At 69.0% G+C, this 20774-nt stretch carries 14 protein-coding genes; 10 read left to right on the top strand and 4 right to left on the bottom strand.

Going from position 1 to position 20774, the window contains the following annotated elements; genetic code table 11:
• Window positions 1-21: 21 nt before the first annotated feature.
• Window positions 22-801 carry a sulfite exporter TauE/SafE family protein gene (locus V8201_RS08060; RefSeq protein ID WP_200870331.1) on the bottom strand — a complete coding sequence of 260 codons (780 nt, stop codon included), beginning with the start codon at window positions 799-801 and terminating at the stop codon, window positions 22-24.
• A 345-nt stretch (window positions 802-1146) separates the two neighbouring features.
• Here V8201_RS08060 and V8201_RS08055 point away from each other — a divergent pair, with 345 nt between their 5' ends.
• From V8201_RS08055 to V8201_RS08030, 6 genes are all read left to right on the top strand, one after another.
• Window positions 1147-1608: a PaaI family thioesterase gene (locus tag V8201_RS08055; protein ID WP_336544959.1), complete on the top strand. Its 462-nt coding sequence runs from the start codon at window positions 1147-1149 to the stop codon at window positions 1606-1608.
• A 169-nt stretch (window positions 1609-1777) separates the two neighbouring features.
• Entirely contained in the window at window positions 1778-5188 is a 3411-nt protein-coding gene (locus tag V8201_RS08050) for a glycosyl hydrolase 2 galactose-binding domain-containing protein (protein WP_336544958.1), read from the top strand.
• Window positions 5185-7131, top strand: a complete 1947-nt coding sequence (locus V8201_RS08045) for a glycoside hydrolase family 97 protein (RefSeq protein ID WP_037531301.1) — start codon at window positions 5185-5187, stop codon at window positions 7129-7131. The genes V8201_RS08050 and V8201_RS08045 overlap by 4 nt, the downstream gene beginning before the upstream one ends.
• 19 nt (window positions 7132-7150) lie before the next feature.
• Window positions 7151-7888, top strand: coding sequence for a GDSL-type esterase/lipase family protein (locus tag V8201_RS08040; protein WP_037531303.1), 738 nt, complete (start codon window positions 7151-7153; stop codon window positions 7886-7888).
• A complete protein-coding gene (locus V8201_RS08035; RefSeq protein WP_336544957.1) occupies window positions 7888-9345 on the top strand; it encodes a carboxylesterase/lipase family protein in 1458 nt (485 codons plus the stop codon). The genes V8201_RS08040 and V8201_RS08035 overlap by 1 nt, the downstream gene beginning before the upstream one ends.
• Window positions 9346-9530: 185 nt before the next feature.
• A complete protein-coding gene (locus V8201_RS08030; RefSeq protein WP_336544956.1) occupies window positions 9531-10769 on the top strand; it encodes an ROK family transcriptional regulator in 1239 nt (412 codons plus the stop codon).
• 73 nt (window positions 10770-10842) lie between these two features.
• Here the strand turns inward: V8201_RS08030 and V8201_RS08025 are convergent, their stop codons facing one another.
• The gene (locus V8201_RS08025; protein ID WP_336544955.1) at window positions 10843-14121 is read right to left on the bottom strand and encodes a TonB-dependent receptor; all 3279 of its coding nucleotides are present in this window, start codon (window positions 14119-14121) and stop codon (window positions 10843-10845) included.
• A gap of 422 nt (window positions 14122-14543) precedes the next feature.
• Here V8201_RS08025 and V8201_RS08020 point away from each other — a divergent pair, with 422 nt between their 5' ends.
• Together V8201_RS08020 and V8201_RS08015 are read left to right on the top strand one after the other, a co-directional pair.
• On the top strand, window positions 14544-15887 hold the full coding sequence (locus V8201_RS08020; protein ID WP_336544954.1) for a glycoside hydrolase 5 family protein: 1344 nt from the start codon (window positions 14544-14546) through the stop codon (window positions 15885-15887).
• Window positions 15884-16927 carry a glycosyl hydrolase gene (locus V8201_RS08015; RefSeq protein WP_336544953.1) on the top strand — a complete coding sequence of 348 codons (1044 nt, stop codon included), beginning with the start codon at window positions 15884-15886 and terminating at the stop codon, window positions 16925-16927. The genes V8201_RS08020 and V8201_RS08015 overlap by 4 nt, the downstream gene beginning before the upstream one ends.
• Here the strand turns inward: V8201_RS08015 and V8201_RS08010 are convergent.
• Both V8201_RS08010 and V8201_RS08005 read right to left on the bottom strand, forming a co-directional pair.
• Window positions 16912-18375: a deoxyribodipyrimidine photo-lyase gene (locus V8201_RS08010; protein WP_336544952.1), complete on the bottom strand. Its 1464-nt coding sequence runs from the start codon at window positions 18373-18375 to the stop codon at window positions 16912-16914. The two genes, V8201_RS08015 and V8201_RS08010, sit on opposite strands and share 16 nt — an antisense overlap.
• Complete coding sequence (locus V8201_RS08005; RefSeq protein WP_336544951.1) at window positions 18372-18866, bottom strand: DUF427 domain-containing protein; 495 nt, start codon at window positions 18864-18866, stop codon at window positions 18372-18374. The genes V8201_RS08010 and V8201_RS08005 overlap by 4 nt, the downstream gene beginning before the upstream one ends.
• Window positions 18867-19119: 253 nt before the next feature.
• On the opposite strand from V8201_RS08005, the gene V8201_RS08000 reads away from it, so the two are divergent.
• Window positions 19120-19995: an alpha/beta hydrolase gene (locus tag V8201_RS08000; RefSeq protein WP_373276468.1), complete on the top strand. Its 876-nt coding sequence runs from the start codon at window positions 19120-19122 to the stop codon at window positions 19993-19995.
• An 84-nt stretch (window positions 19996-20079) separates the two neighbouring features.
• On the top strand, window positions 20080-20772 hold the full coding sequence (locus V8201_RS07995) for an NnrU family protein (RefSeq protein WP_336544949.1): 693 nt from the start codon (window positions 20080-20082) through the stop codon (window positions 20770-20772).
• The last annotated feature ends 2 nt before the right edge of the window (window positions 20773-20774 follow it).

Here is a 20774-nt window from a genome sequence, read left to right as displayed (position 1 = left end):
CGGCCGCCCGCCGCTACGGCCCTAGAAGAACATCTTCCACCCGACCAGCGCGAGCGTCACCGCGAGGATCGGACGCAGCACGTCGTCCGAGATGCGGGTCGAGATCAGGCTGCCGAAGATGATCCCGGGCACCGATCCGATCAGCAGCGACGCGAGCAGCCCGACGTCGACCGATCCCATGAGCCAATGTCCGGAACCGGCGATCAGCGTCAACGGCACCGCATGCGCGATGTCCGACCCGACCAGCCGGTTGGTCGGCAGCTGCGGATAGAGGACCAGCAACACGGTCATGCCGAGCGCCCCCGCCCCGACCGAGGTGAGCGAGACCATCACGCCGAGCAGGACGCCGAGCAGGATCGTCGAGCGCGCGACGCTGCGCCCGGACATCGTGCCGAGCCGCGCGTGACAATAAGCGACGATCTGTCGCCGGAAGAGAATGGCGATCGCGGTGGCGAGCAAGGCGGCGCCGAGCGTCGCGGTGATGATATGCGCGGCGCCGCCCAGTTGCGCGCCGGACCATGACATCACGCCCAGCGTCGCCAGCGTCGCCGGGATACTGCCCGTGGCCAGCCGCCCGACCACCCGCCAGTCGACCGTGCCGCCGACGCCGTGGACGACGGTCCCCACCGACTTGGTGGCAGACGCATACAGCAGATCGGTGCCCACGGCGGTCGCCGGGTGGAAACCGAAGGCGAGCACGAGCAACGGCGTCATCAGCGATCCGCCGCCGACCCCGGTCAATCCGACGAGTGTCCCGACGCCGACGCCCGCGAGCGTATAGAGCGGGTTTATGTCAGCCAGCACTATCGAGCCTCGCACATGCTTCGTTGACGCCTAGCCTGCCCCCCGCCCCCGATCAAATCGAGGTAGAAATTCTGCGTCGGGCCAAATCTGCGGCGAGCGGGCGCAAGCCGATGGCCGGGCATTGCGGCGTCGGCGCCCGCGGAATGGGCATCAGAACGCCTTGCCGGATTGTCGTTCGACCGGGCCTTGAGGATCGCTGCGCTATCGCGATCGGCGGATCGCCGGAAAATCCCGCCTTGTCGGGCATGATGCCTCGCCGCCAAAGAGGGGACCGCACGCGACCCGCGCCGGAATCACACCGGCGCTGTGCGTCGCGACGAATGACGAAGAGGATGCCCGCCGATGAACGTTCTGACCGAACATGCCGGACACGACGGCCACGACCAACTGGCAGCGCTGATGGCGGCCAATCGTCAGCCGCCGATCGGCGAGACGCTGGATTTCACCATGGTCGAACTGGAGCGCGGCCGCGTCGTGTTCGCCGGCTCGCCTTCGCGCAAGGTCTATAATCCGATCGGATCGGTCCATGGCGGCTATGCCGCCACGCTGCTCGACAGCGCCTGCGGATGCGCGGTGCATTCGGCTCTGGCGGCGGGCCTGGGATATACGACGCTGGAGCTGAAGATCGCCTACCACCGGCCGCTGAGCGAGGCGAGCGGACCGGTCCGCGCCGAGGGCAAGATCATGTCGATCGGCCGCCGCGTCGGCTTTTCGGAAGCGACATTGGTCGACGCGCAGGGGCGCCTCTGCGCCTCGGCGACATCGACGCTGCTGATCTTCCCCCTCGACCCGCTGGCAGGCTGACGCGGCCACAGGCGCCCCCAGCTTGGCGAGCCGAGAGCGGGAGCCGCAGTACCCCGCCTTCGCACCACGGCCCCGGCAATACATATTTCAATTTGGCTTTTCTGCCGGACTGTGCTTCCTCTCGATGCGGACGGCAGACGATAACGTCGCCGCAAGGGGAGAGGTCAGGATGGCGAAGCGTTCGGCGGCAGCTGGATCGATAGGACTATTGGCAGCGACGATGCTGGCGAGCGCCGCGACGGCGCAGACCTACGGCCCGTTCAACGCTGATTTGCCCTCGGGTGGGGAAGCGATCCGCCAGACGATCGGCGACGCCTCGACGCCGATCGAGGCTGGCCGCTGGACGCTGTCGGCATGGATCGAGCCACAGGCGCTGCCCTCGACCCTGGTGCCGGTCGCCGGCTTCGGCGATGCGGCGCAGGGACCGCGCCGATTCCTTGCCCTGAATGCCGATCACCCTGCCTTGATCACCGAGGGCGGGACGATCACCGCCACGACGAGGCTGTCGCCCGGGCGCTGGTATCACCTCGCCGCAATTGCCGAAGCGGGCCGCGTCCGCCTCTTCGTCGACGGCAGGATGATCGCCAGCGGACGGATCGCCGTGGCACCGGTGCCGCCGGTCGCCACCCTCGCGCCGCGCGGCAGTGGAGCGCTGTTCGCCGGTCGTATCGCCGGCTTCCAGCTTGAGGCCGACGCCCTGTCTCCGGCGCTGCTCCGCAGCCGCGCCGCGACGCGCCCCGATCCTGCGCTGATCGCCTTCACCCAGGGCAGCCCGCACTGGCCCGTCCAGGTGCGCCAGATGGCGGGCCAGCTTGCCCCGCAGGATGCCTGGACCCGCCCCCGCTCGAACGCGCCGATCCCCGCCGCCGTCGCCAAGCCGCTGCCGGTGGTGCGCGGTCCCGTCCGTCGCGCCGACGGCAGCTGGGCGATCGACGGCTGGCGCCTTGCCGCCGCGCCGACCGTTACCGGCGACGCCGCCGCGATCAGCCGCACCGGGTTCGACGCCAGCCGCTGGTATGCCGCGACTGTGCCGGGCACGGTGCTGACCACGCTGGTCGATCGCGGCGTCTATCCCGACCCCGCCTACGGCCTCAACAACACGGTCATTCCGGAAACGCTCGCCCGGCAGGACTATTGGTACCGCACCGAATTCGACGCGCCGGCCGACGTCGCCGGCAAGCGCCAGATCCTCACCTTCGACGGCGTCAATTATGCCGCCGACATATGGGTCAACGGCCGCCGCGTCGGCACGATGAAGGGCGCCTTCATCCGCGGCCGGTTCGCGGTGACCCTGGCGCCGGGCCGCAACGCGATCGCCGTCCGCGTCTCGCCGCCGCCCCATCCCGGCATCGCGCACGAGGAGTCGATAACCGCCGGCGTGGGGGAGAATGGCGGCATGCAGATGCTCGACGGCCCGACCTTCGTCGCCACCGAAGGCTGGGACTGGATCCCGTCGATCCGCGACCGCAATACCGGCCTGTGGCAGGGTGTCTCGCTCGCCGCGACCGGGGCGGCGGCGATCGGCGATCCCCACGTCGTCACCAGCCTGCCGCGCGCCGACAATTCGGTCGCCGCGGTCGAGATCACGACGCCGATCACCAACACCGGCGGCCGGCGGGTGACCGCGACGGTCCGCGCCGCCTTCGATGACGTGGCCGTCGAAAAGCAGGTGTCGCTGATGCCGGGGGAGCACGCCGACGTGGTGATGACGCCGGCCGACTTCCCGGCGCTCGCGGTGCATCATCCACGGCTGTGGTGGCCGAACGGCTATGGCGATCCCGCGCTCCACGACCTGACCGTCACGGCCAGCGTCGATGGCGCGCCGAGCGACGTCAAACGCCTGCGGTTCGGCATGCGGCAGGTCACCTACGATCTGTCGCTGATGGATCAGGCAGGCCGTCTGGAGCGCGTCGGCGTCGATCTGACCAAGGCCCGCAGCCTCCACCAGCGCATCGTCGACGGCAGCCACGAGGGTATCCGGAAGGTACGCGACGGCTGGGCGGCGAGCCTCGTCGCCGGTGCCGAGCGAAGCCCGGCGGTGACGCCGGTCACCGATGCGCCGGGCCTGTCGCCCTATCTCGTCATCCGCGTCAACGGCGTGAAGATCGCCGCGCGCGGTGGCAATATCGGCATGGACGACTTTATGAAGCGGAGCGATCGCGCCCGCCTCGAGCCGATGTTCCGTCTTCACCAGGATGCGCATCTCAACATCATCCGCAACTGGGTCGGCCAGGACACCAGCGAGACCTTCTTCGATCTCGCCGACGAATATGGCCTGATGGTGCTGAGCGACTTCTGGGAGTCGACGCAGGACTACAATATCGAGGCACAGGACGTCGGATTGTTCATGGCCAATGCGACCGACGTGGTGAAACGCTATCGCAACCACCCGTCGATCGTCGTCTGGTTCGGGCGCAACGAAGGCGTGCCGCAGCCGGCGCTCAACACCGCGCTCGAGGATCTGATCGCCAAGGAAGACGGAACGCGGCTCTACATGGGCTCGTCGAACCGGGTGAATCTGCAGAATTCCGGGCCGTATAACTGGCGCCCGCCGGTGGAATATTTCACCGAGCACGCCCGCGGCTTTTCGGTCGAGAGCGGCACGCCGTCGCTGCCGACGCTGGAGGCGTGGCAGCGCGCGATTCCGAAGGCGGATCAATGGCCGATCGGCGACACCTGGGCCTATCACGACTGGCACCAGACCGGGAACGGCGGGGTCAAGACCTATATGGATGCACTCGCCGCCCGCTTCGGCGCCGGCACCAGCCTGCCCGACTTCGAGCGCAAGGCGCAGATGATGCAGTACGAATCCTATCGTGCCATCTTCGAGGGGATGAACGCCGGGCTGTGGACGGTGAATTCGGGGCGGATGCTGTGGATGACGCAGCCGGCCTGGCCATCGTCGGCGTGGCAGATCTTCTCGTCCGACTATGACACCCATGCCAGCTTCTACGGCGTCAAGAAGGCGGCGGAGCCGGTGCATGTCCAGATGAACCTGCCCGACGGCAAGGTCGTCCTCGTCAACAACCGCCTGACCGACATCGCCGGCGCGACCGTTACCGCCAAGGTCGTCGACCTCGCCGGCCGGACGCTGCTCGACCGCAGCACGACGATCACCGCCGCGCACGAGGCGGCCAGCGATGCCCTGGCGCTCGATCTGCCCGCGCTCACCGCGAACGGGCTCGTCCTCGTCGCGCTGTCGGCGCGCGATGCGGGGGGCAAGGACCTCTCCCGCAACCTCTACTGGCAGGGTGCCGACGATGCCGCCTATCGCGGCCTGACCAAACTGGCGCCGGTCACGCTGACGACGACGCTCGCCAGCGCCGCCGTCGGCGACGAAACCGAAGTCCGCGTCACCCTCGCCAACCCGGCGCGCACCCCGGCGATCGAAACCAAGCTGACGATGATGAACGGCGACGGCAGCCAGATCCTGCCCGCCTATTTCAGCGACAATTACGTGTCGCTGCTGCCGGGCGAGACGCGCACGGTGACGGTCCGCTATCCGACCGCGAAGGCGCGCGCCGCCCGCGTCGCATTGCGCGGCTGGAACGTCGCCGCGGCGGCGGAGCCGGTCCGTTGAGGGCGCTGTGGCTCGCCGCCACGCTGATCGCCGCGCCGGCGGCCGCGCAGACCGTCGCCTCGCCCGACGGGCGGCTGGTCGTCACGCTCGGCACCAACGCGGACGATCAGCCGACCTATGCGCTGGCGGTCGCCGGCCGCCCGGTCATCACCCCGTCGCCGCTCGGCCTCGAATTCGAGCAATATGCCAAGCTCGCCAACGGCCTGCGCACGACCGGCGTCGCCGCGTCGCAAGGCGAGGACCGCTATACGCTCCGCGCCGGCAAGGTCGCCGCGGTGGCGGAGCGCTACAACCAGATCATCGTCCATCTCGCGGAGCCGGGCGGCACGCACCGCCGGCTCGACCTGATCCTGCGTGCCTATGACGGCGGCATCGCGCTGCGTTACGGCGTGCCGCAACAGCCCGGTCTGACGACGCTGCGCATCGCCAACGAGCTGACGCAATTCGCCTTCGCCGGCGACTATGCATGCACCGGGCTCAACCTCGGCAGCTTCGGAACGAGCCACGAGGGGGAATATGATCCGGTTCGCGCCGCGGCGATTCGCCCCCATAATCTGTATGAGCTGCCGCTCGTCTGCGACACCGGCAACGCCGGCCCGTCGATCGCCATCGCCGAAGCGGCGGTGGAGCATTGGCCGGTGATGTACCTCACCGGCACCGAGACCGGCGCGCTCGGAGTGGCGGCGAAGCTCACCCGCCGGCCCGACGATCCGGCGATCGCGGTCAGGCTGGACGTCGGCGCCGGGATCGTTTCGCCATGGCGCGTCGTGATGGTCGCCGACACCGCCGGCAAGCTGATCGAACATACGCTGCTCACCAGCCTCAATCCGCCGCCACAGGGCGATTTCGCCTGGGTCAGGCCGGGCAAGACCGCCTGGGACTGGTGGTCGGGGCCGCTGCTCGCCGGCGTCACGCCGGCCGGGTCCAACGCCGCGACCGAGCGCGCGTTCATCGATTTCGCCGCGTCGCTCAAGCTGCCCTATATGATGATCGACGATGGCTGGTACGCCAACAGCGGCACCGGGCCGCTCGTCCTGCCCGGTGCCGATCCGACCAGGCCGATCCCGGCGATCGATCTGCCGGGGCTGGTCCGCTATGCGCGAGCGCGCGACGTCGGCCTGATCCTCTGGATCAACTGGCAGCTGCTCGATCGGGACATGGAGGGGGTGCTCGCCGCGGTCGAGAAGTTCGGCGCGAAGGGCATCAAGGTCGATTTCATGAACCGCGACGATCAGGCGATGGTCGACTTCTACCACCGCCTCGCCGCGGCGACCGCACGGCACCATCTGCTGCTCGACCTGCACGGCGCGACGCATCCCTGGGGGATGACGCGGACGTGGCCGAACTTCATCACGCAGGAAGGGGTGCTCGGCGCGGAATATAACAAATGGACCAAGCGGATCACCGCGCGCCACAATATCACGCTCGCCTATACGCGGATGCTCGCCGGGCCGCTCGACTATACGCCCGGCGGCTATCGCAACGCCACGCCGGCAAGCTTCCGCATCGCCGTCAACGGCCCGCAGACCCAGACGACGCGCGCGGCGGAGCTGGCGAAATATGTCGTGTTCGAAAGCCCGCTCCAGTCGGTCGCCGACACGCCCGATGCCTATCGCGGCCAGCCCGGCCTCGACTTCCTGGCCGAGGTGCCGGCGAGCTGGGACGAGACGCGCTTCGTCCAGGGCACGCTGGGCGAATTGATCGTGCTCGCGCGGCGCAAGGGGGACCGTTGGTATCTCGGCGCGATGACCGACGCCGGGCAGACGATCGCCGTGCCGCTGACGTTCCTCGGCAAGGGGCGGTACCGCGTCCGCACCTGGCAGGACGGCGCGACGGCGGCCGATCTCGCCACGGGCGGCGGGACCGTCGACGCCACGAGCACCCTTCCCCTCGCCCTCCATGCCTCGGGCGGCGGCGTCGCCATCCTCACCCCGGTCCGCTGACCTTTCGGGAGATTGAACCATGCCCCCCGTGTTCGCCGCCCTGCTGCTCTCCGCCGCCGCCGTGCCGCAGGCGACGCCGTCCGCGCCACCGAAGCCGCAGGCGGAGCGGGAGGCCGAGGACCGGTTGCACACCGACTTCGCCTGGCTCGGCCGCTATCGGGCGGCGAATGCGCAGGTGACCGGCCCGGTCCGCGTCGTCTTCCTCGGCGATTCGATCACCCAGGGCTGGTTCGACAAGGTGCCCGCCTTCTTCGCCAACGGGCGACAGGGCCGCGGCATCGGTGGGCAGACCACACCGCAGATGCTGCTCCGCTTCCGCCAGGACGTCATCGACCTCCATCCGCAGGTCGTGCAGATCATGGCCGGCACGAACGACATCGCCGGCAACACCGGCCCGATGACCGCCGAGCAGACCGAGGCGAATCTGATGTCGATGACCGAACTCGCCCAGGCGCACGGCATCCGCGTCATCCTCGCCTCGATCCCGCCGGCGGATCATTTCCCGTGGCGTCCCGGTCTCGACACCGCCAGCCGGATCGCCGCGCTCAATCGCTGGATGCAGGCCTATGCCGCGAGGACCGGCGCGACCTATGCCGATTACTGGACCGCGTTGCACGACGGCCAGGCGCTCAAGGCGGCGTGGACCTATGACGGGGTCCATCCCAATGCGGCGGGCTATGCCGTCATGGCACCGGTCGCCGAGGCGGCGATCCGCACCGCGATGGCGAAACCCGCGCCGCGCGCGACGGCGCGCTGATGATCGCGCTGCTGCTCGCGCTGGCGGCAGGTCCGGTGGTGCGGACCGACGACGGGCCGGTCCGCGGCGAGGCTGCGGGGCGCGGGGCGGTGTTTCGCGGCATTCCCTATGCCGCACCGCCCGTCGCGGGCCTGCGCTGGCGCGCCCCGCAGCGGCCGCGCCGCTGGACGCAGGTCCGTGCGGCGGTGGCGACGCATGCCGCCTGTCCGCAGATCGTCTACGGCGACTGGAACCGCGCCGCCGCCGCGGCGAGCGACGAGGATTGCCTGTTCGTCGACGTCCGCACACCGGCGCTCGCCGGCAAGCGGCCGGTGCTGGTCTGGATCCATGGCGGCAGCAATCGCGCCGGCGCGGGCGGCGGTACGGTCGAATCACGCATCACCGACCGGGGGATCGTGCTGGTCAGCGTGCAGTACAGGCTCGGCGCGCTCGGCTTCCTCTCGCATCCCGCGCTCAGCCGCGAACAGGGCGGCCACAGCGGCAATTACGGGCTGATGGACCAGCAGGCGGCGCTGCGCTGGGTGGCGCGCAATATCGCGCGCTTCGGCGGCGACCCTGCGCGCGTGACGATCGCCGGCGAATCCGCCGGGGCGATGGACGTCGGGCTGCACCTGCTCAGCCCGGGTTCGCGCGGCCTGTTCCGGCAGGCCATCGAAGAGAGCGGCACCGCGGGCTTCGGCACCGCGCCGCGCAGCCTTGCCGGCAACGAGGCGCTCGGCGTCCGCATCGCGCGCCGCGCCGGCCTGCCCGCGACGGCCAGCGCCGCGCAGTTGCGCGCCCTGCCGGTGGCGGCGGTGCTGTCGGCGGATGCCGGCGTCGATGTGCCCGAGCTCGACGACGACAGTTTCGTCTGGTTGCAGGCGATCGTCGATGGCCGCGTGCTGCGCGACACGCCGGCACGGCTGCTGGCGCAAGGCCGGGTCAACCCCGCACCGCTGCTGATCGGCACGAACGCCAAGGAGTTGACGCTGCACGGCGGCCTGCCCGCCGCCGCGGCGACGGTGCGCCGTGAATACGGCGGCAATGCCGAGCGCGCCTTGCGCCGCTACGGCCTGCAACCCGGCGGCACGCCGCTGCGCGATCCCCGGCTGGGCGACATCACCGACCAGCTGGCGACCGACGTCACCTTCCGCTGCCCCGCGCTCGTGGTGGCCGATGCGCTCGCCGGCCGGGGCGGCGCGGTGTGGCATTATCAGTTCGACTATGCCCCGCCGGGCGGCGCCGTCGCCCATGCGAGCGAGTTGCGCTACGTCTTCGACCCGCCGCAACCGGGAGAGCCGCCGCTCCAGGCCTATTGGGCGCAGTTCGTCAAGACGGGGCAGCCGAACGGCGCCGGGCTTCCCGTCTGGCCTGCCTATGTGCCGGCGACGCGCGTCTCGATGGCCTTCCATCAGGACGGGCCGGTCGTCGAAACCGACGTGCGCAAGGACCTGTGTGCGCTGCGCGACATGCCATGACCGTGCGCAACCGCCATCGCGACCGTCGACGTCGCGACGAATTTGGCTTATATTGGTATGATACCTTGCCATTGCTGGAGGTGAAGCGCGATAGTTGGTGCGGGAAGAGGCCAAGCTGATTCGCCGATCGCGTGACCGACGCGGCGACGTCTCTACGAAACGGCACAGACCAGAAGAGGATGGGGATGGCGATCAGCTTCGGCAGCAAATCGAACGGGCGCACCGATGCCATGCTCGCCGACGGGCGCGACGCCCGGCTGTCGCGCAGCCTGTCCGGCACCAACCTCGAACGCGCCGGCGACTATAACCTGCGCGCCGTGTTGCAGGCGGTGCGGCTGAACGGCGACACCACCCGCGCCGCGATCGCGCAGCAGACCGGGCTCACCGCGCCGACCATCGCCAATATCACCACCCGGCTGGTCGACATGGGCCTCGTCCGTCATGCCGGGCGCATGCAGGGCGGGCGCGGCCAGCCGGCGCTGCGCCTGCAAATCGATCCCGATGGCGCCTTCGCGATCGGCCTCAACATCGACCGCGATCATCTGACGCTGGTGACGCTCGATCTCGCCGGACAGGTCCGCAGCCGGACGACGCGCGAGATCGCCTTCGCCATGCCCGAGGATGTCGTCGCCTTCGTCGGCGCGGAGATCGACCGCGCGATCGCGGAAGGCGGGGTCGACCGCGATCGCCTGCTCGGCGTCGGCGTCGCCATTCCCGACGATCTCGGCCGCATCGCCCTGCCCCATCGCCCCGCCGGCTATGACCGGTGGAGCGACGTGGACCTGGCGGAGCTGCTGTCGATCCTGCCGTGGCCGATCCATTGCGACAATGATGCCGCAGCCGCCGCGCTGGGGGAGGCCGAATATGGCACCGCCTTCGACAATCCGAGCTTCTTCTACCTGCTGATCAGCGCCGGTCTCGGCGGCGGGCCGGTGATCGATCGCACCTATCATCGCGGCGCCAACGCCCGCAGCGGCGAGATCGGCCTGATGCCCGATACGACGGGCCGCCCCGGCGCGACGGTGCAGGATACGGTATCGCTATCGGCCCTGTTCGCCCGGCTCGAAGAAGCGGGGCTCGGGCGGCCGAGCGTCGAAGACCTCGGCGGGGACGATCCGCGAATGGCGCCGGTGATCGACGGCTGGCTGGCCGATGCCACCCGGGCTCTCACCGCGCCGCTCGTCGCGATCAATTGCCTGCTCGATCCCGATGCGATCCTGATCGGCGGGCGGCTGCCGATGCCGCTGATCGAGCGGCTCGCGACGGGCCTGACCGCGGCGCTCGACGCGGTGCCGCAGCCGTCGCGCGCCAAGGTCATGCCCGCGGTTATGGCCCGCGACGCGCCGGCGATCGGCGCGGCGATTTTGCCGTTCCTCGACCATATCCTGCCGTCCGACGCGATCCTGATCCAGAGCGGCCGCTGATCGCGTCGGCCGGATATCGGGCAAAAAGGGTGGAGGGCCGGACGACCCTCCACCCAGCTCGGGGAGGAACCGATCAGAAGGTCAGACGCGTCGTGATCGAGAATTGCCGATCGCTTTTGAAATAGGATCGCGGCGCGGTCAGCCCCTGCGGATTGAGCAGGAACACCGTCTTCGTGGTCGTATCCAACAGGTTCTGCGCCTCGATCCCGATCTTGAAGTTCTTGTTGACCGTCAGGAACACCGACCCGTCGAGCTGCCCGGTCGACAACGAATAGACCGGCAGGAACGGGAAGCAGCAATCCCGGTTGGTCAGCAGGAATTTCGAGCGCCAGCTATAGGCGAAACGGGCATAGATGCCGCCGCGATCGTAGAAGCCGGCGACGTTGAAATTATATTTGGACAGGCCGGCAAGCGGCAGGTTGCTGTAGATCCCCGTCACGTCGAGCGGCGGCCGCGAGCCATCGGCGGATCCGTTGGTCGGCACGCCGTTGGGGATGTTGCTCGGATCGACGAAGGTGAAGGTCGCCTGCGTTCCCAGTCCCGACAGGACGCCGGGCAGGAAGTCGTAGGTCTGCTGGTAGCTCAGCTCGAAGCCCTTGACCTTGCCATGCCCCGGCGCATTGGCCGGGCCATTGACGGTGACGTCGAACGTCTGGCCGTTGTTGGTGAACGAGCGCTGATAGCCGTAATTGTCGAGGATGATGTTGGTCAGATCCTTGTAGAAGACCGCCCCGGTCAGCGACCCCACCTTGGCGAAATACCATTCGGCGGTGAGGTCGAATTGCGTCGCCTCGATCGGCCGCAGATAGGGATTGCGCGCCGACGCCTGGAAACCGTAACTGCCCGCGATGTTCGCGCCCGACGGCGTGACGCCGATATAGTTGCGCAGGTCGCCGAAATTGGGGCGCGAGATCGCCTTGGATGCGGCGAAGCGGAACAGCAGCTTGTCGTTGACCTGCAGCTTGGCGTTGAAGCTGGGCAACCAGTTGCCGAACTTCTGGCTGGCGACGTCCGGACGCGACCCGCCGTTGGAGAAGGCCTGGATGGCCGATTGCTGCGCCGGTGACAGCGTACAGATTACCGGAATGGTGCCCTGCTGCGTCGGATTGGCGATCGAATAGGCGCAGTAGCTTGCCAGATCCGTATAGCGCGCCGGGTTCTGCGTATCCGGCGTGAAGACGTTGTTCGGCGTCGGGAAGGTCAGCGCGCCGAACGATTCGTCCTTGGTGTGGACGTAGCGCACGCCGATATTGCCCGACAGGCTCATCCCGCCGCCGAAATCGTCGATACCGAAGTCGGCACGGGCGTAGGCGCTCCACGTCGCCTCGGTATTGCGGTAATATTCGTTGGGCAGGAAATAGCCGTCGGTGACGCCACTGCGATCCTCCAGCGGCGTGTAATTGCCTCCGCCCGCCTTGGTCACCGTGCGCAGCAGCGCGGTCAGCGCGTCGTGGTCGCGCATGATATTGTCGGGGATGTACCAGGTCGCCGGCGGCTGGACCGCTTGGTTGCGGTAGAAGTCCTTGTAGCCGAACAGCGAGGCCTGGTCGGTCGCCAGACTGTTGAAGCCGACCGGGCCGCCGCCCGTCCAGGTATCGGAAACCGCGCCCCAATTGTTGTAATCGTTGGTCCGCACGGTCTGGTCGCGCTTCGAATAGCGGCCGCCGACGCGCAGCTTGCGCAGGAAGCTTTCGTCGCTGACGTCATATTGCAGGTCGCCGCGGAAGGCCCATTCGTCGCCGTCATTGTCGGCGCGGTTGTTGAACGCGTCGCGGAAATAGGTCGACGCCTTGTCGCCGAAATAGCCGGCGGTGTCGCGTCCGTCCGGTCGCAGCGTGATCTGCGGCGTCTGGCCGCGCAGGTCGATATCGACGCCGGAGAAGGTCGCCATATCGACGATGTCGTCGACGTTCTTCGACTGCGACTTCACATATTGGCCGTCGAGGTTGACGTGCAGCCGGTCGGTCGGCTCGATCTTCGCGTTGAGCGAGAAATCCTGCGTCGTCGCCTTCTGGTAGAAATAGCGGTTGGAGAAGGTGGTGAAGATGCCGTTGGGGGCGAACTGGGTCAGCTCGCCATAGGTGCCGTCCGACCGATTGCCGAACACCGCGCCCGAACGCTTGACGATCGAGCCGCTGGTGAAGATGCCGTTATCGTCATAGGTGTTGGTGGTCCCGGCGCGCGGGAAGGTGGTGGTGACGTCGCCATAATAGACGTTCGGCTCGATCGTCTTCTCCAGCCAATTCTGTTCGCCGGTGGTGCGCAGATATTGCGCGGTGAGCAGGAACGTCTTGGCGGCATTTTCGAACTGCGCGGCGGCGGAGACGCCGATACGCTTGCGGTCGAAGGTCTGCGTCCGCGATCCGCCGCCGACCGGCGCGTAGACCGGGCCGGCGCCGCCATTGGGCACCGGATAGGTATCGAACAGGCTCGACGCATAGCCGGTGCCGGCGTTGATCGTCCGCCCCTCGCCCGCATCCTGGACGCCGTTGCCGTTGCGATCGTCATTGTAGCGCGGCAGCATCGAGGCGAGGAACACCGAATCCGATCGGCTGTATTGCTGCGAATAGCTGGCGCTGGCGAGTATTCCGAAGCGGCTGCCGCCGGCGGTATCCCATTGCTGGCTGTACAGGCCGACGACCGAGGGCGCGCCGCGCCGCTCGAGATCGCCCCAGTTCATGCTGCCCGACAGATAGACCAGCCGCTGGTCCTGATCGAAGGGCTTGCGCGTGTTGATGTTGACCGTGCCGGAGATGCCGCCTTCGATCAGGTCGGCGGTCAGGTTCTTGAACACCTCGACCGAGCCGATCAATTCGCTCGGCACGTCGTTGAAGCCGATCTCACGGCCGCCCGACACCGCGAAGGTGTCACGGCCGTTGAACTCGCCGCGCACGTAGCTCAGCCCGCGGATGACGACGCCCGAACCTTCGACCGAGAAATGCTGCGAATCGTTCGGCGCAGCGAAACGGCTGATCGCGACGCCGGGGACGCGCTGCAACGCTTCGTTGACCGACCGGTCGGGCAAGGCGCCGATGTCCTGCGCGGTGATCGCATCGACGACGGTGTCGCTGTTCTTCTTGATGTTCTGCGCGGTGGCGAGGCTCTGGCGGACGCCGGTGACGACGATTTCCTCGCGTTCGGTATCGGGCGGGGTGACCGAGCTGTCCTGCGACGCGCCGGAGGTGCCGGTGGTCGCCGCGGCCTGCCCCTCCGCGGTCGGCGCGGTGCCGGCAGCGACGGCGGGGGTGCCCGATGTCGTCCCCTGCGATCCATCCGTCACCGGCTTCGTCGGCGTTGCGGTATCCTGGGCGAAGGCAGGCTGCACCGCTCCGAACAGCGCGAACAATGACACACCGAGGCAAAGCTCATGCAGCGAGCTGCGAACCGCGCGACGCCTAGCACCAACCATCATCATGTCCCCTTTCAGTCCTCATCCCGCGACATTCCCACCGGTTTCGCCCGAGGTTTCCGGCTTGGCAAATGATCCGCCATTGTTGCCGATTATGTCTGACCTGGTGCGTATCGTGTCGGAAAAGCACCGACAAGACAAATATCGAAACTTGATATAAGAATTACAGCGTGTAGGTTTTGAGCAACAGGTATGGCCGATATCAATCTGTCGGCATCGCCTGAGCAGGGGGTGCGCTTGAGGCCCAACACGGAGACGCGGGCGCCATGCTCACCGCACGCATTGCGGCAGCCGGTGCATGTGTCGGATACGCCGCCTACCGCACACGCCGAACCGGTCCGTCCGTCGCGATGAAGGAGCAAGAGATGGCAAGGATCGACAGACGCACCGCACTGTTCGGCGGCGCCGCCGCGCTGGCCGGATGCACGACGGTAGCACGGCCAGGCGGCACGGCGGGCGCCTCGCGCTTCGTCACCGTCGACGGCCACCGCTTCCGGCGCGGGGGCAAGGCCTATCGCTATGCCGGCGCCAACATTTGGTATGGCGCGTGGCTCGGCGCGCCGACCGGTTACGGCGACCGGGCGCGGCTCGCGCGGGAGCTCGACCGGCTGCAGGCGCTCGGCATCCGCAACCTGCGCATCCTCGGCTCTGCGGAACTGTCGCCGCTCAGGAACTCGATCACGCCGGGATTCCGCGACCGCAGCGCGGTCTATAACGCCGATCTGCTGCACGGGCTCGACTGGACGCTGGCCGAGATGGCGCAGCGCGATATGACCGCGGTGATCTACCTGACCAACTTCTGGGAATGGTCGGGCGGGATGATGACCTATCTGTCATGGGTCAACGGCGACCGCTACATCGACATGAACGATCCGGCGCATCCCTGGCCGGCCTTCGCCGACTGGAACGCCGCCTTCTACGGCAATGCGCCGGCGCAGGCGCTCTATCGCGACTATGTCCGCGCGCTGGTGTCGCGGACCAACAGCGTCACCGGCGTCGCCTATTCCGACGATCCGACGATCATGGCCTGGCAGCTCGCCAACGAGCCGCGCCCGGCGGGATCGGCCGCCGTGGCGGTGGCGCATCTGCCGGACTTCTACCGCTGGGTCGACGAGACCGCGCGCTTCATCAAGACGCTCGATCGCCATCATCTCGTCTCGACCGGGTCGGAGGGGCTGAAGGGCGCGATCGAGCGCGAGGATATCGTGCTCGCGACGCACGGTCTCGCGTCGGTCGACTATCTCACCGCGCATATCTGGCCGAACAACTGGAGCTGGATGGATGCGGGCGATCTCGCCGGCACCTATGACGCCGGCGCCGCCAGGGTCGCCGATTATGTCGACGCGCATATCCGGATGGCGACCACGCTCGGCAAGCCGCTGGTGATCGAGGAGTTCGGCTATCCGCGCGACGGCGCGGCCGCCTATGATCCGGCGATCGGCACGACCTACAAGGATCGCTTCTACCGGCAGATCTATGCCGCGGTCGAGGCCGACGCCCGCCGCAGCGGGCCGCTCGCCGGGTCCAACTTCTGGGCGTGGAACGGCGAGGCGCGGGCACAGCATCCCGACCATCGCTTCCAGCGCGGCGACACCGCCTATATGGGCGATCCGCCCCACGAGCCGCAGGGCTGGTATGGCGTGTTCGACAGCGACCTCGCGACGCAGTCGGTCATCCGCGCCCATGCCGCGACGCTCGCCGCGCTGTGATACTGACTCGTCGAGCCGCGATCGCGCTGACCGCGGCTGCCGGTCTCGCGCCGGCGCTGCCCGCCCGGGGCGCTGCGCCCCGCACCCTGTCGAACCGGCGGGCGTCGCCCGCGGCGCGGCGGCTCTACGCCTATCTGTGGAGCCAATATGGCAGGCGGACGCTGACCGGCCAGCAGGAGCAGGGCGCGCTGCCGCCCAATCATAATCGCGAACTCGCCTATCTCGAGCAGATCACCGGCCGGCTGCCGGCGATCCTCGGGCTCGACTATATCAACCCGCGCGACAATGACGCGGTCAATGACCGTGCCACGGCCTGGGCGCGCGCCGGCGGCATCGTCACGCTCTGCTGGCATTGGGGCGCGCCCGACATCGGCACCGGCTACGAGAATGCCAAGCGCGATTTCGACGTCGCCGCGGCGCTTCGCCCCGGTACGCCGCAGCAGGAGGCGATGCTGCGCGATCTCGACGCCACCGCGGCGCGGCTCGCCGTGCTGCGCGACCGCGGCGTGCCGGTGCTGTGGCGCCCGTTCCACGAATTCAGCGGCGGCTGGTTCTGGTGGGGCAAACATGGCCCCGACGCCTTCAAGGCGCTCTGGGCGCTGATGTACGACCGCTATACCCGGCTGCACCGGCTCGACCATCTGATCTGGGTGCTCGGCTGGGCGGGCCAGAACGTCGATCCCGCTTATTATCCGGGCCGCGCCTCGGTCGATATCGCCGGAGCGGACATCTATGCGAAGGATCACGGCAATCTCGCGCCGATGTTCGCGCAGGTGAAGCGGATCGTCGGCGAGACGGTGCCGATCTGCCTGCATGAGAACGGCCCGGTGCCCGATCCGGCGTTACTCGGCCCGGACGCGGACTGGCTGTGGTTCATGACCTGGCATACGCGCTGGCTGATGGGCGACGACCAGAATCAGCCCGACCAGCTCCGCCGCGCTTTCGACTCGGCACGCTATGTGACGCGGGACGAGCTGCCCGCTTCGATCGGCTGGCGCCCTCCGAGGCGGCGCGATGCCGTCGCTCACCCGGCCAGATAGCGATCGCCGGGCAGAGCGTCGGGCACCGACACCGCCGGCGTCGGGAGCGCCGCTGCCGCCGCCAGCCACGCCGCGCCGCCGTCGCGATGCCGGGTCGAACCGTCGCCGCGGGTCGCCACCCGGCCATAGACGGGGCGGTCCCGATCGGACGGCGCCCCGCCGAACATCGCCGCGATATTGCCGTAGGTCGACGGGTCGCGCCCGTCGAGGCTCAGCCGGTCGTTGAGATAGCAGGCGGTCGCCCACGCCGTCTGCGGATCGGGCGTCATCGCGAGGATGCGCTTGCCCCAATACATGCGCAGATTGTTGTGCATCCAGCCGTGGACGAGGAACTGGCGCTGGCAGGCGTTCCACGTCTCGTCGCGCGTCTCCCCGCATAGCATCGCGGCGAGCGGCTCGAGTTCGGGTCGGGGATCACCCGCATGGTCGCTCAGGCTGTGCCGCGCCCAGTCGGCGACCCGGTCGTAATGCTCGGGCCGGGCAAGGCCGCGCGCCTGATAGTGGAACCATTCGCGCCAGCCGAGCAGCTCGTCGGCGAATTTGCGCTTGTGCTGCGCGCCGGCCCTGCTGGCGTCGACCGCCGCCATCACCTCGCGCGGTCCGAGCACGCCGAAGTGGAGATAGGGCGACAGGCCGCTCGCCCCGTCGGCGCGGGTCGCATCGTTGCGTGCGGAGGCATAGCCGGGGAGCACCTCCGTCGTCAGCCGCGCGAGCCGGATTAGCGCCGCCGCCCGCCCGGGCGCATGGCTGTCGCTCGCCGGCAGGCTGTGATCGATCGACAGGCGCGCGACCAGAGCGTCGAGATCCGCGTCGTCGAGCCGGTCGGCGACGAAGGGCAGTTCGCCCGCATACGGCGCGACCTCGCTGGGCTCGTCCGCCACCCCGCTCCAGCGCTCACGCTCGGGCTCGTGCCGCCGCAGGAAGCCCGACCGACCGCGAATCCCGTCGCCGATCACCGCGGGCGGGACGAGGCAGGCAGCCTCGACCAGATAGACCGGCGCGTCCGATCGTGCCGCGACCCGCTCCGCCTGCCAGCGCGCGACGAAGGTCGGCTGATCCTCGGCGACGATCGCCGCGGCGGCGGCGCCGAGCCGGTGAACGAGGCCAGGCTCGCGCCGCTCGGCACGGTCGACATGGCCGGCGAAGGCGAGCCCCCGCGCCGCGCAGCCGGCGCCCAGATCGCGGCCCGCACCGAGGATGAAGCGATGCAACCGGTCGGACGCATAGGGATAATCCTCGCGCACGCCGTGATAGACGAGCACCGGCAGGCGCAGCGCATTGCCGAGCCGCACCGCTGCGTCGATCACCGGATTGTCGCGGGCGCGCAAGGCCTGTTGCAGCCAGCACAATATGTACCGCCCGTCGTGTCGGACCGGCCGGTGATTCGCGGCGCGCACCCGTGGCGCCTCGCGCCAGTCGGCGAGTGCCGGCGGCAGATCCGGCGTCACCACCCCATGCTGCCCGGCGCGCCCTTGAACGGGCCGGCAAGGTCGCTGGTGATCCAGCCGCCGTAGAAGCCGCCCGGTTGCGGGCGTACCACCTCGCCGTCGACCGTGCATCGATCGAGCGGCGCGGCGTAGAAGGCGACGTGATCGCGTAGCATGGCGAAGGCGCGGGTCGGATCGGGATAGCTCCACGCGACGTCGCGCAGCAGCGTTCCGCCGACATCGAGATGCCAATAGACCGCCTCGCCCTTCCATTCGCACAGCGAGCGGCGATCGGAGGCGCGCAGCAGCCCCGGCGCGATCGACTCGGGCGGCAGATACCAGCTCGGCGGATGGCTGGTTTCCAGCGTGCGGACCGCGCGGCCTGTGTCGGCGACGCATTGGCCGCGATGCTCGATGCGGACGTGCCGGTCGCTGCGCTCGGCGACGGCGGGACGCGGGAAATCCCAGACGCTCTGCTGGCCTTCGCCGACCGGATCGCGATACGGCTTCATCGCCGTGGCGCCGCCTGCCCGGCGGAGTGCCCTGCCGCGCCCCAAAGTCTTCGCCCGATCGAACCCATGATCATCTCCTGCGAAACGTCGCGCCGCTACGGGTAAGCGCGAGGGACCCGCCGCGGTTCCCGATGCGACGGGCGAGCGGTGTGGCGGGCATATCGATGCCGCATTCGACCAAGGTCGGGATGGCCATATCCCGGCGGCGCCCCATCGTCGGCGCACCGTCCCCTCGCGCTGCCGACGAAGAGGAATGTCCGTGCGCTTTCTGCCCTCGATTGTCGCCCCGTTGCTTGCCCTCACCTCCGCCGCGGCGGCTGGGCCGACCTCGGGAGACGCCGCGGTCGCGATCTGGCCAGCCGGGGCGCCGGGGTCGGCGCGGCATGCGGACGAGCCGGAGCGGCTGGAGGCCGGCGTCTACGTCCACAACGTCCATCGCCCGTCGCTGACCGTGCTGCGGCCCGATCCGGCGCGCGCGAATGGCGTCGGCATCGTCATCCTGCCCGGTGGCGGGCACCGCATGCTGGTGTTCGAGAATGAAGGGCTCGTTCCGGCGCGCGCGCTCAACCGCTATGGCGTCACCGCATTCGTGCTCAAATACCGGCTCGCGCGCGAACCCGGCTCGCCCTACACGATCGAAGGTGATGCGGCTGCCGATGCGCGGCGGGCGATCCGCTGGGTGCGTGCCCACGCGCGCGACTATGGCGTCGACCCGCACCGGATCGGCGTGATGGGCTTTTCCGCGGGCGGCGAGCTGGTGTCGCTGGTCGCCGATCATCCGCCGCCGCCCGCGCGCACATCGGACGATGCGATCGATCGCGTCTCGGCACGGCCGGACTTTCAGGTGCTGGTCTATCCGGGGCCGCTCGGCATCCCGGCGAGCGCCGCCGCCGGCGCGCCGCCCGCGTTCATCGCCGGGGGATCGCGCGACGCCTGCTGCGCCGCGCCGGCCGTCGCCTTGTACACGCAATTGCGCGAGGCCGGCGTCTCCGCCGAGCTGCATATGTTCGCCGATACCGATCACGGCTTCAACCTTGCGGTCCATAACGACCGCATCTCGATCCTGCACTGGCCGGATCGCCTCGCCGACTGGCTCGCTGACGAAGGATGGCTGATCCCCCGACGGTGAGCCTGTCGCGATACCGGCGAAGGATGGACCGGTCCGCCGGCAGCGGGCATGATCGGGCGGCAATCGTGGCGGAGCCAGAGAGCGATGACGGGCATGGGATCCTTGCTGGCCTGCGCCGCGACCTTCGTCGGGACGCACCTTCTGCTGTCGCATCCGTTGCGACGACCCCTGGCCGGCAGGATCGGCGAGCGGGCGTTTCTCGCCGTCTATTCGCTGGTCGCGCTGGCGACGCTCGCGGCGATGGTCCACGCCTATCGCGCCGCGCCCGGCGATATGCCGCTCTGGCCGGTCGGCGACGGGCTTTGGGCGGTGGCGACCCTGGTGATGCTGATCGCGTCGATCCTGCTGATCGGCTCGCTGGTCGGCAATCCGGCGCTGGCCGGATCACCGCTCGCCCCCGCCGCCGCATCGGCGCGCGGCGTCTATGCCGTGACCCGCCACCCGATGCTCTGGTCTTTCGCCCTGTGGGGTGGGGCGCACGTCCTCGTCGACCCGATGACCAGGACGATCATCCTCGCGGGCGCGATCATCGGCCTGTCGCTGGTCGGCGCCGTCATGCAGGATCGCAAGAAGGCGGCGCGCGATCCGGACGGCTGGCCGGTCTGGCAGGCACGGACGAGCCTGCTGCCCTTCGCCGCGATCCTTACCGGACGCGCGCGGTTCGGCGGTTTCGGCGCGCCTGCGCTCCTGGGCGGGCCGATCCTGTGGCTCGCGGCGACCTGGGCGCATATCCCGCTCGCCGGCTGGCCTGCCGGCATCTGGCGCTGGATCGTCTGATC

Origin of the sequence: Sphingomonas kyungheensis (genome assembly GCF_037120395.1) — a bacterium.
GTDB classification, from domain to species: domain Bacteria; phylum Pseudomonadota; class Alphaproteobacteria; order Sphingomonadales; family Sphingomonadaceae; genus Sphingomonas; species Sphingomonas kyungheensis.
Note: the sequence above shows the minus strand (reverse complement) of the source record. Positions and strands in the feature narration are given on the sequence as shown.

What these genes read in the sequence shown, in the direction of transcription:
- V8201_RS08055 (WP_336544959.1), top strand. Translation starts at nt 1,147, where the DNA reads ATGAACGTTCTGACCGAACATGCCGGACACGACGGCCACGACCAACTG.
- V8201_RS08050 (WP_336544958.1), top strand. Translation starts at nt 1,778, where the DNA reads ATGGCGAAGCGTTCGGCGGCAGCTGGATCGATAGGACTATTGGCAGCG.
- V8201_RS08040 (WP_037531303.1), top strand. Translation starts at nt 7,151, where the DNA reads ATGCCCCCCGTGTTCGCCGCCCTGCTGCTCTCCGCCGCCGCCGTGCCG.
- V8201_RS08035 (WP_336544957.1), top strand. Translation starts at nt 7,888, where the DNA reads ATGATCGCGCTGCTGCTCGCGCTGGCGGCAGGTCCGGTGGTGCGGACC.
- V8201_RS08030 (WP_336544956.1), top strand. Translation starts at nt 9,531, where the DNA reads ATGGCGATCAGCTTCGGCAGCAAATCGAACGGGCGCACCGATGCCATG.
- V8201_RS08020 (WP_336544954.1), top strand. Translation starts at nt 14,544, where the DNA reads ATGGCAAGGATCGACAGACGCACCGCACTGTTCGGCGGCGCCGCCGCG.
- V8201_RS08005 (WP_336544951.1), bottom strand. Translation starts at nt 18,866, where the DNA reads ATGAAGCCGTATCGCGATCCGGTCGGCGAAGGCCAGCAGAGCGTCTGG.
- V8201_RS08000 (WP_373276468.1), top strand. Translation starts at nt 19,120, where the DNA reads ATGTCCGTGCGCTTTCTGCCCTCGATTGTCGCCCCGTTGCTTGCCCTC.
- V8201_RS07995 (WP_336544949.1), top strand. Translation starts at nt 20,080, where the DNA reads ATGACGGGCATGGGATCCTTGCTGGCCTGCGCCGCGACCTTCGTCGGG.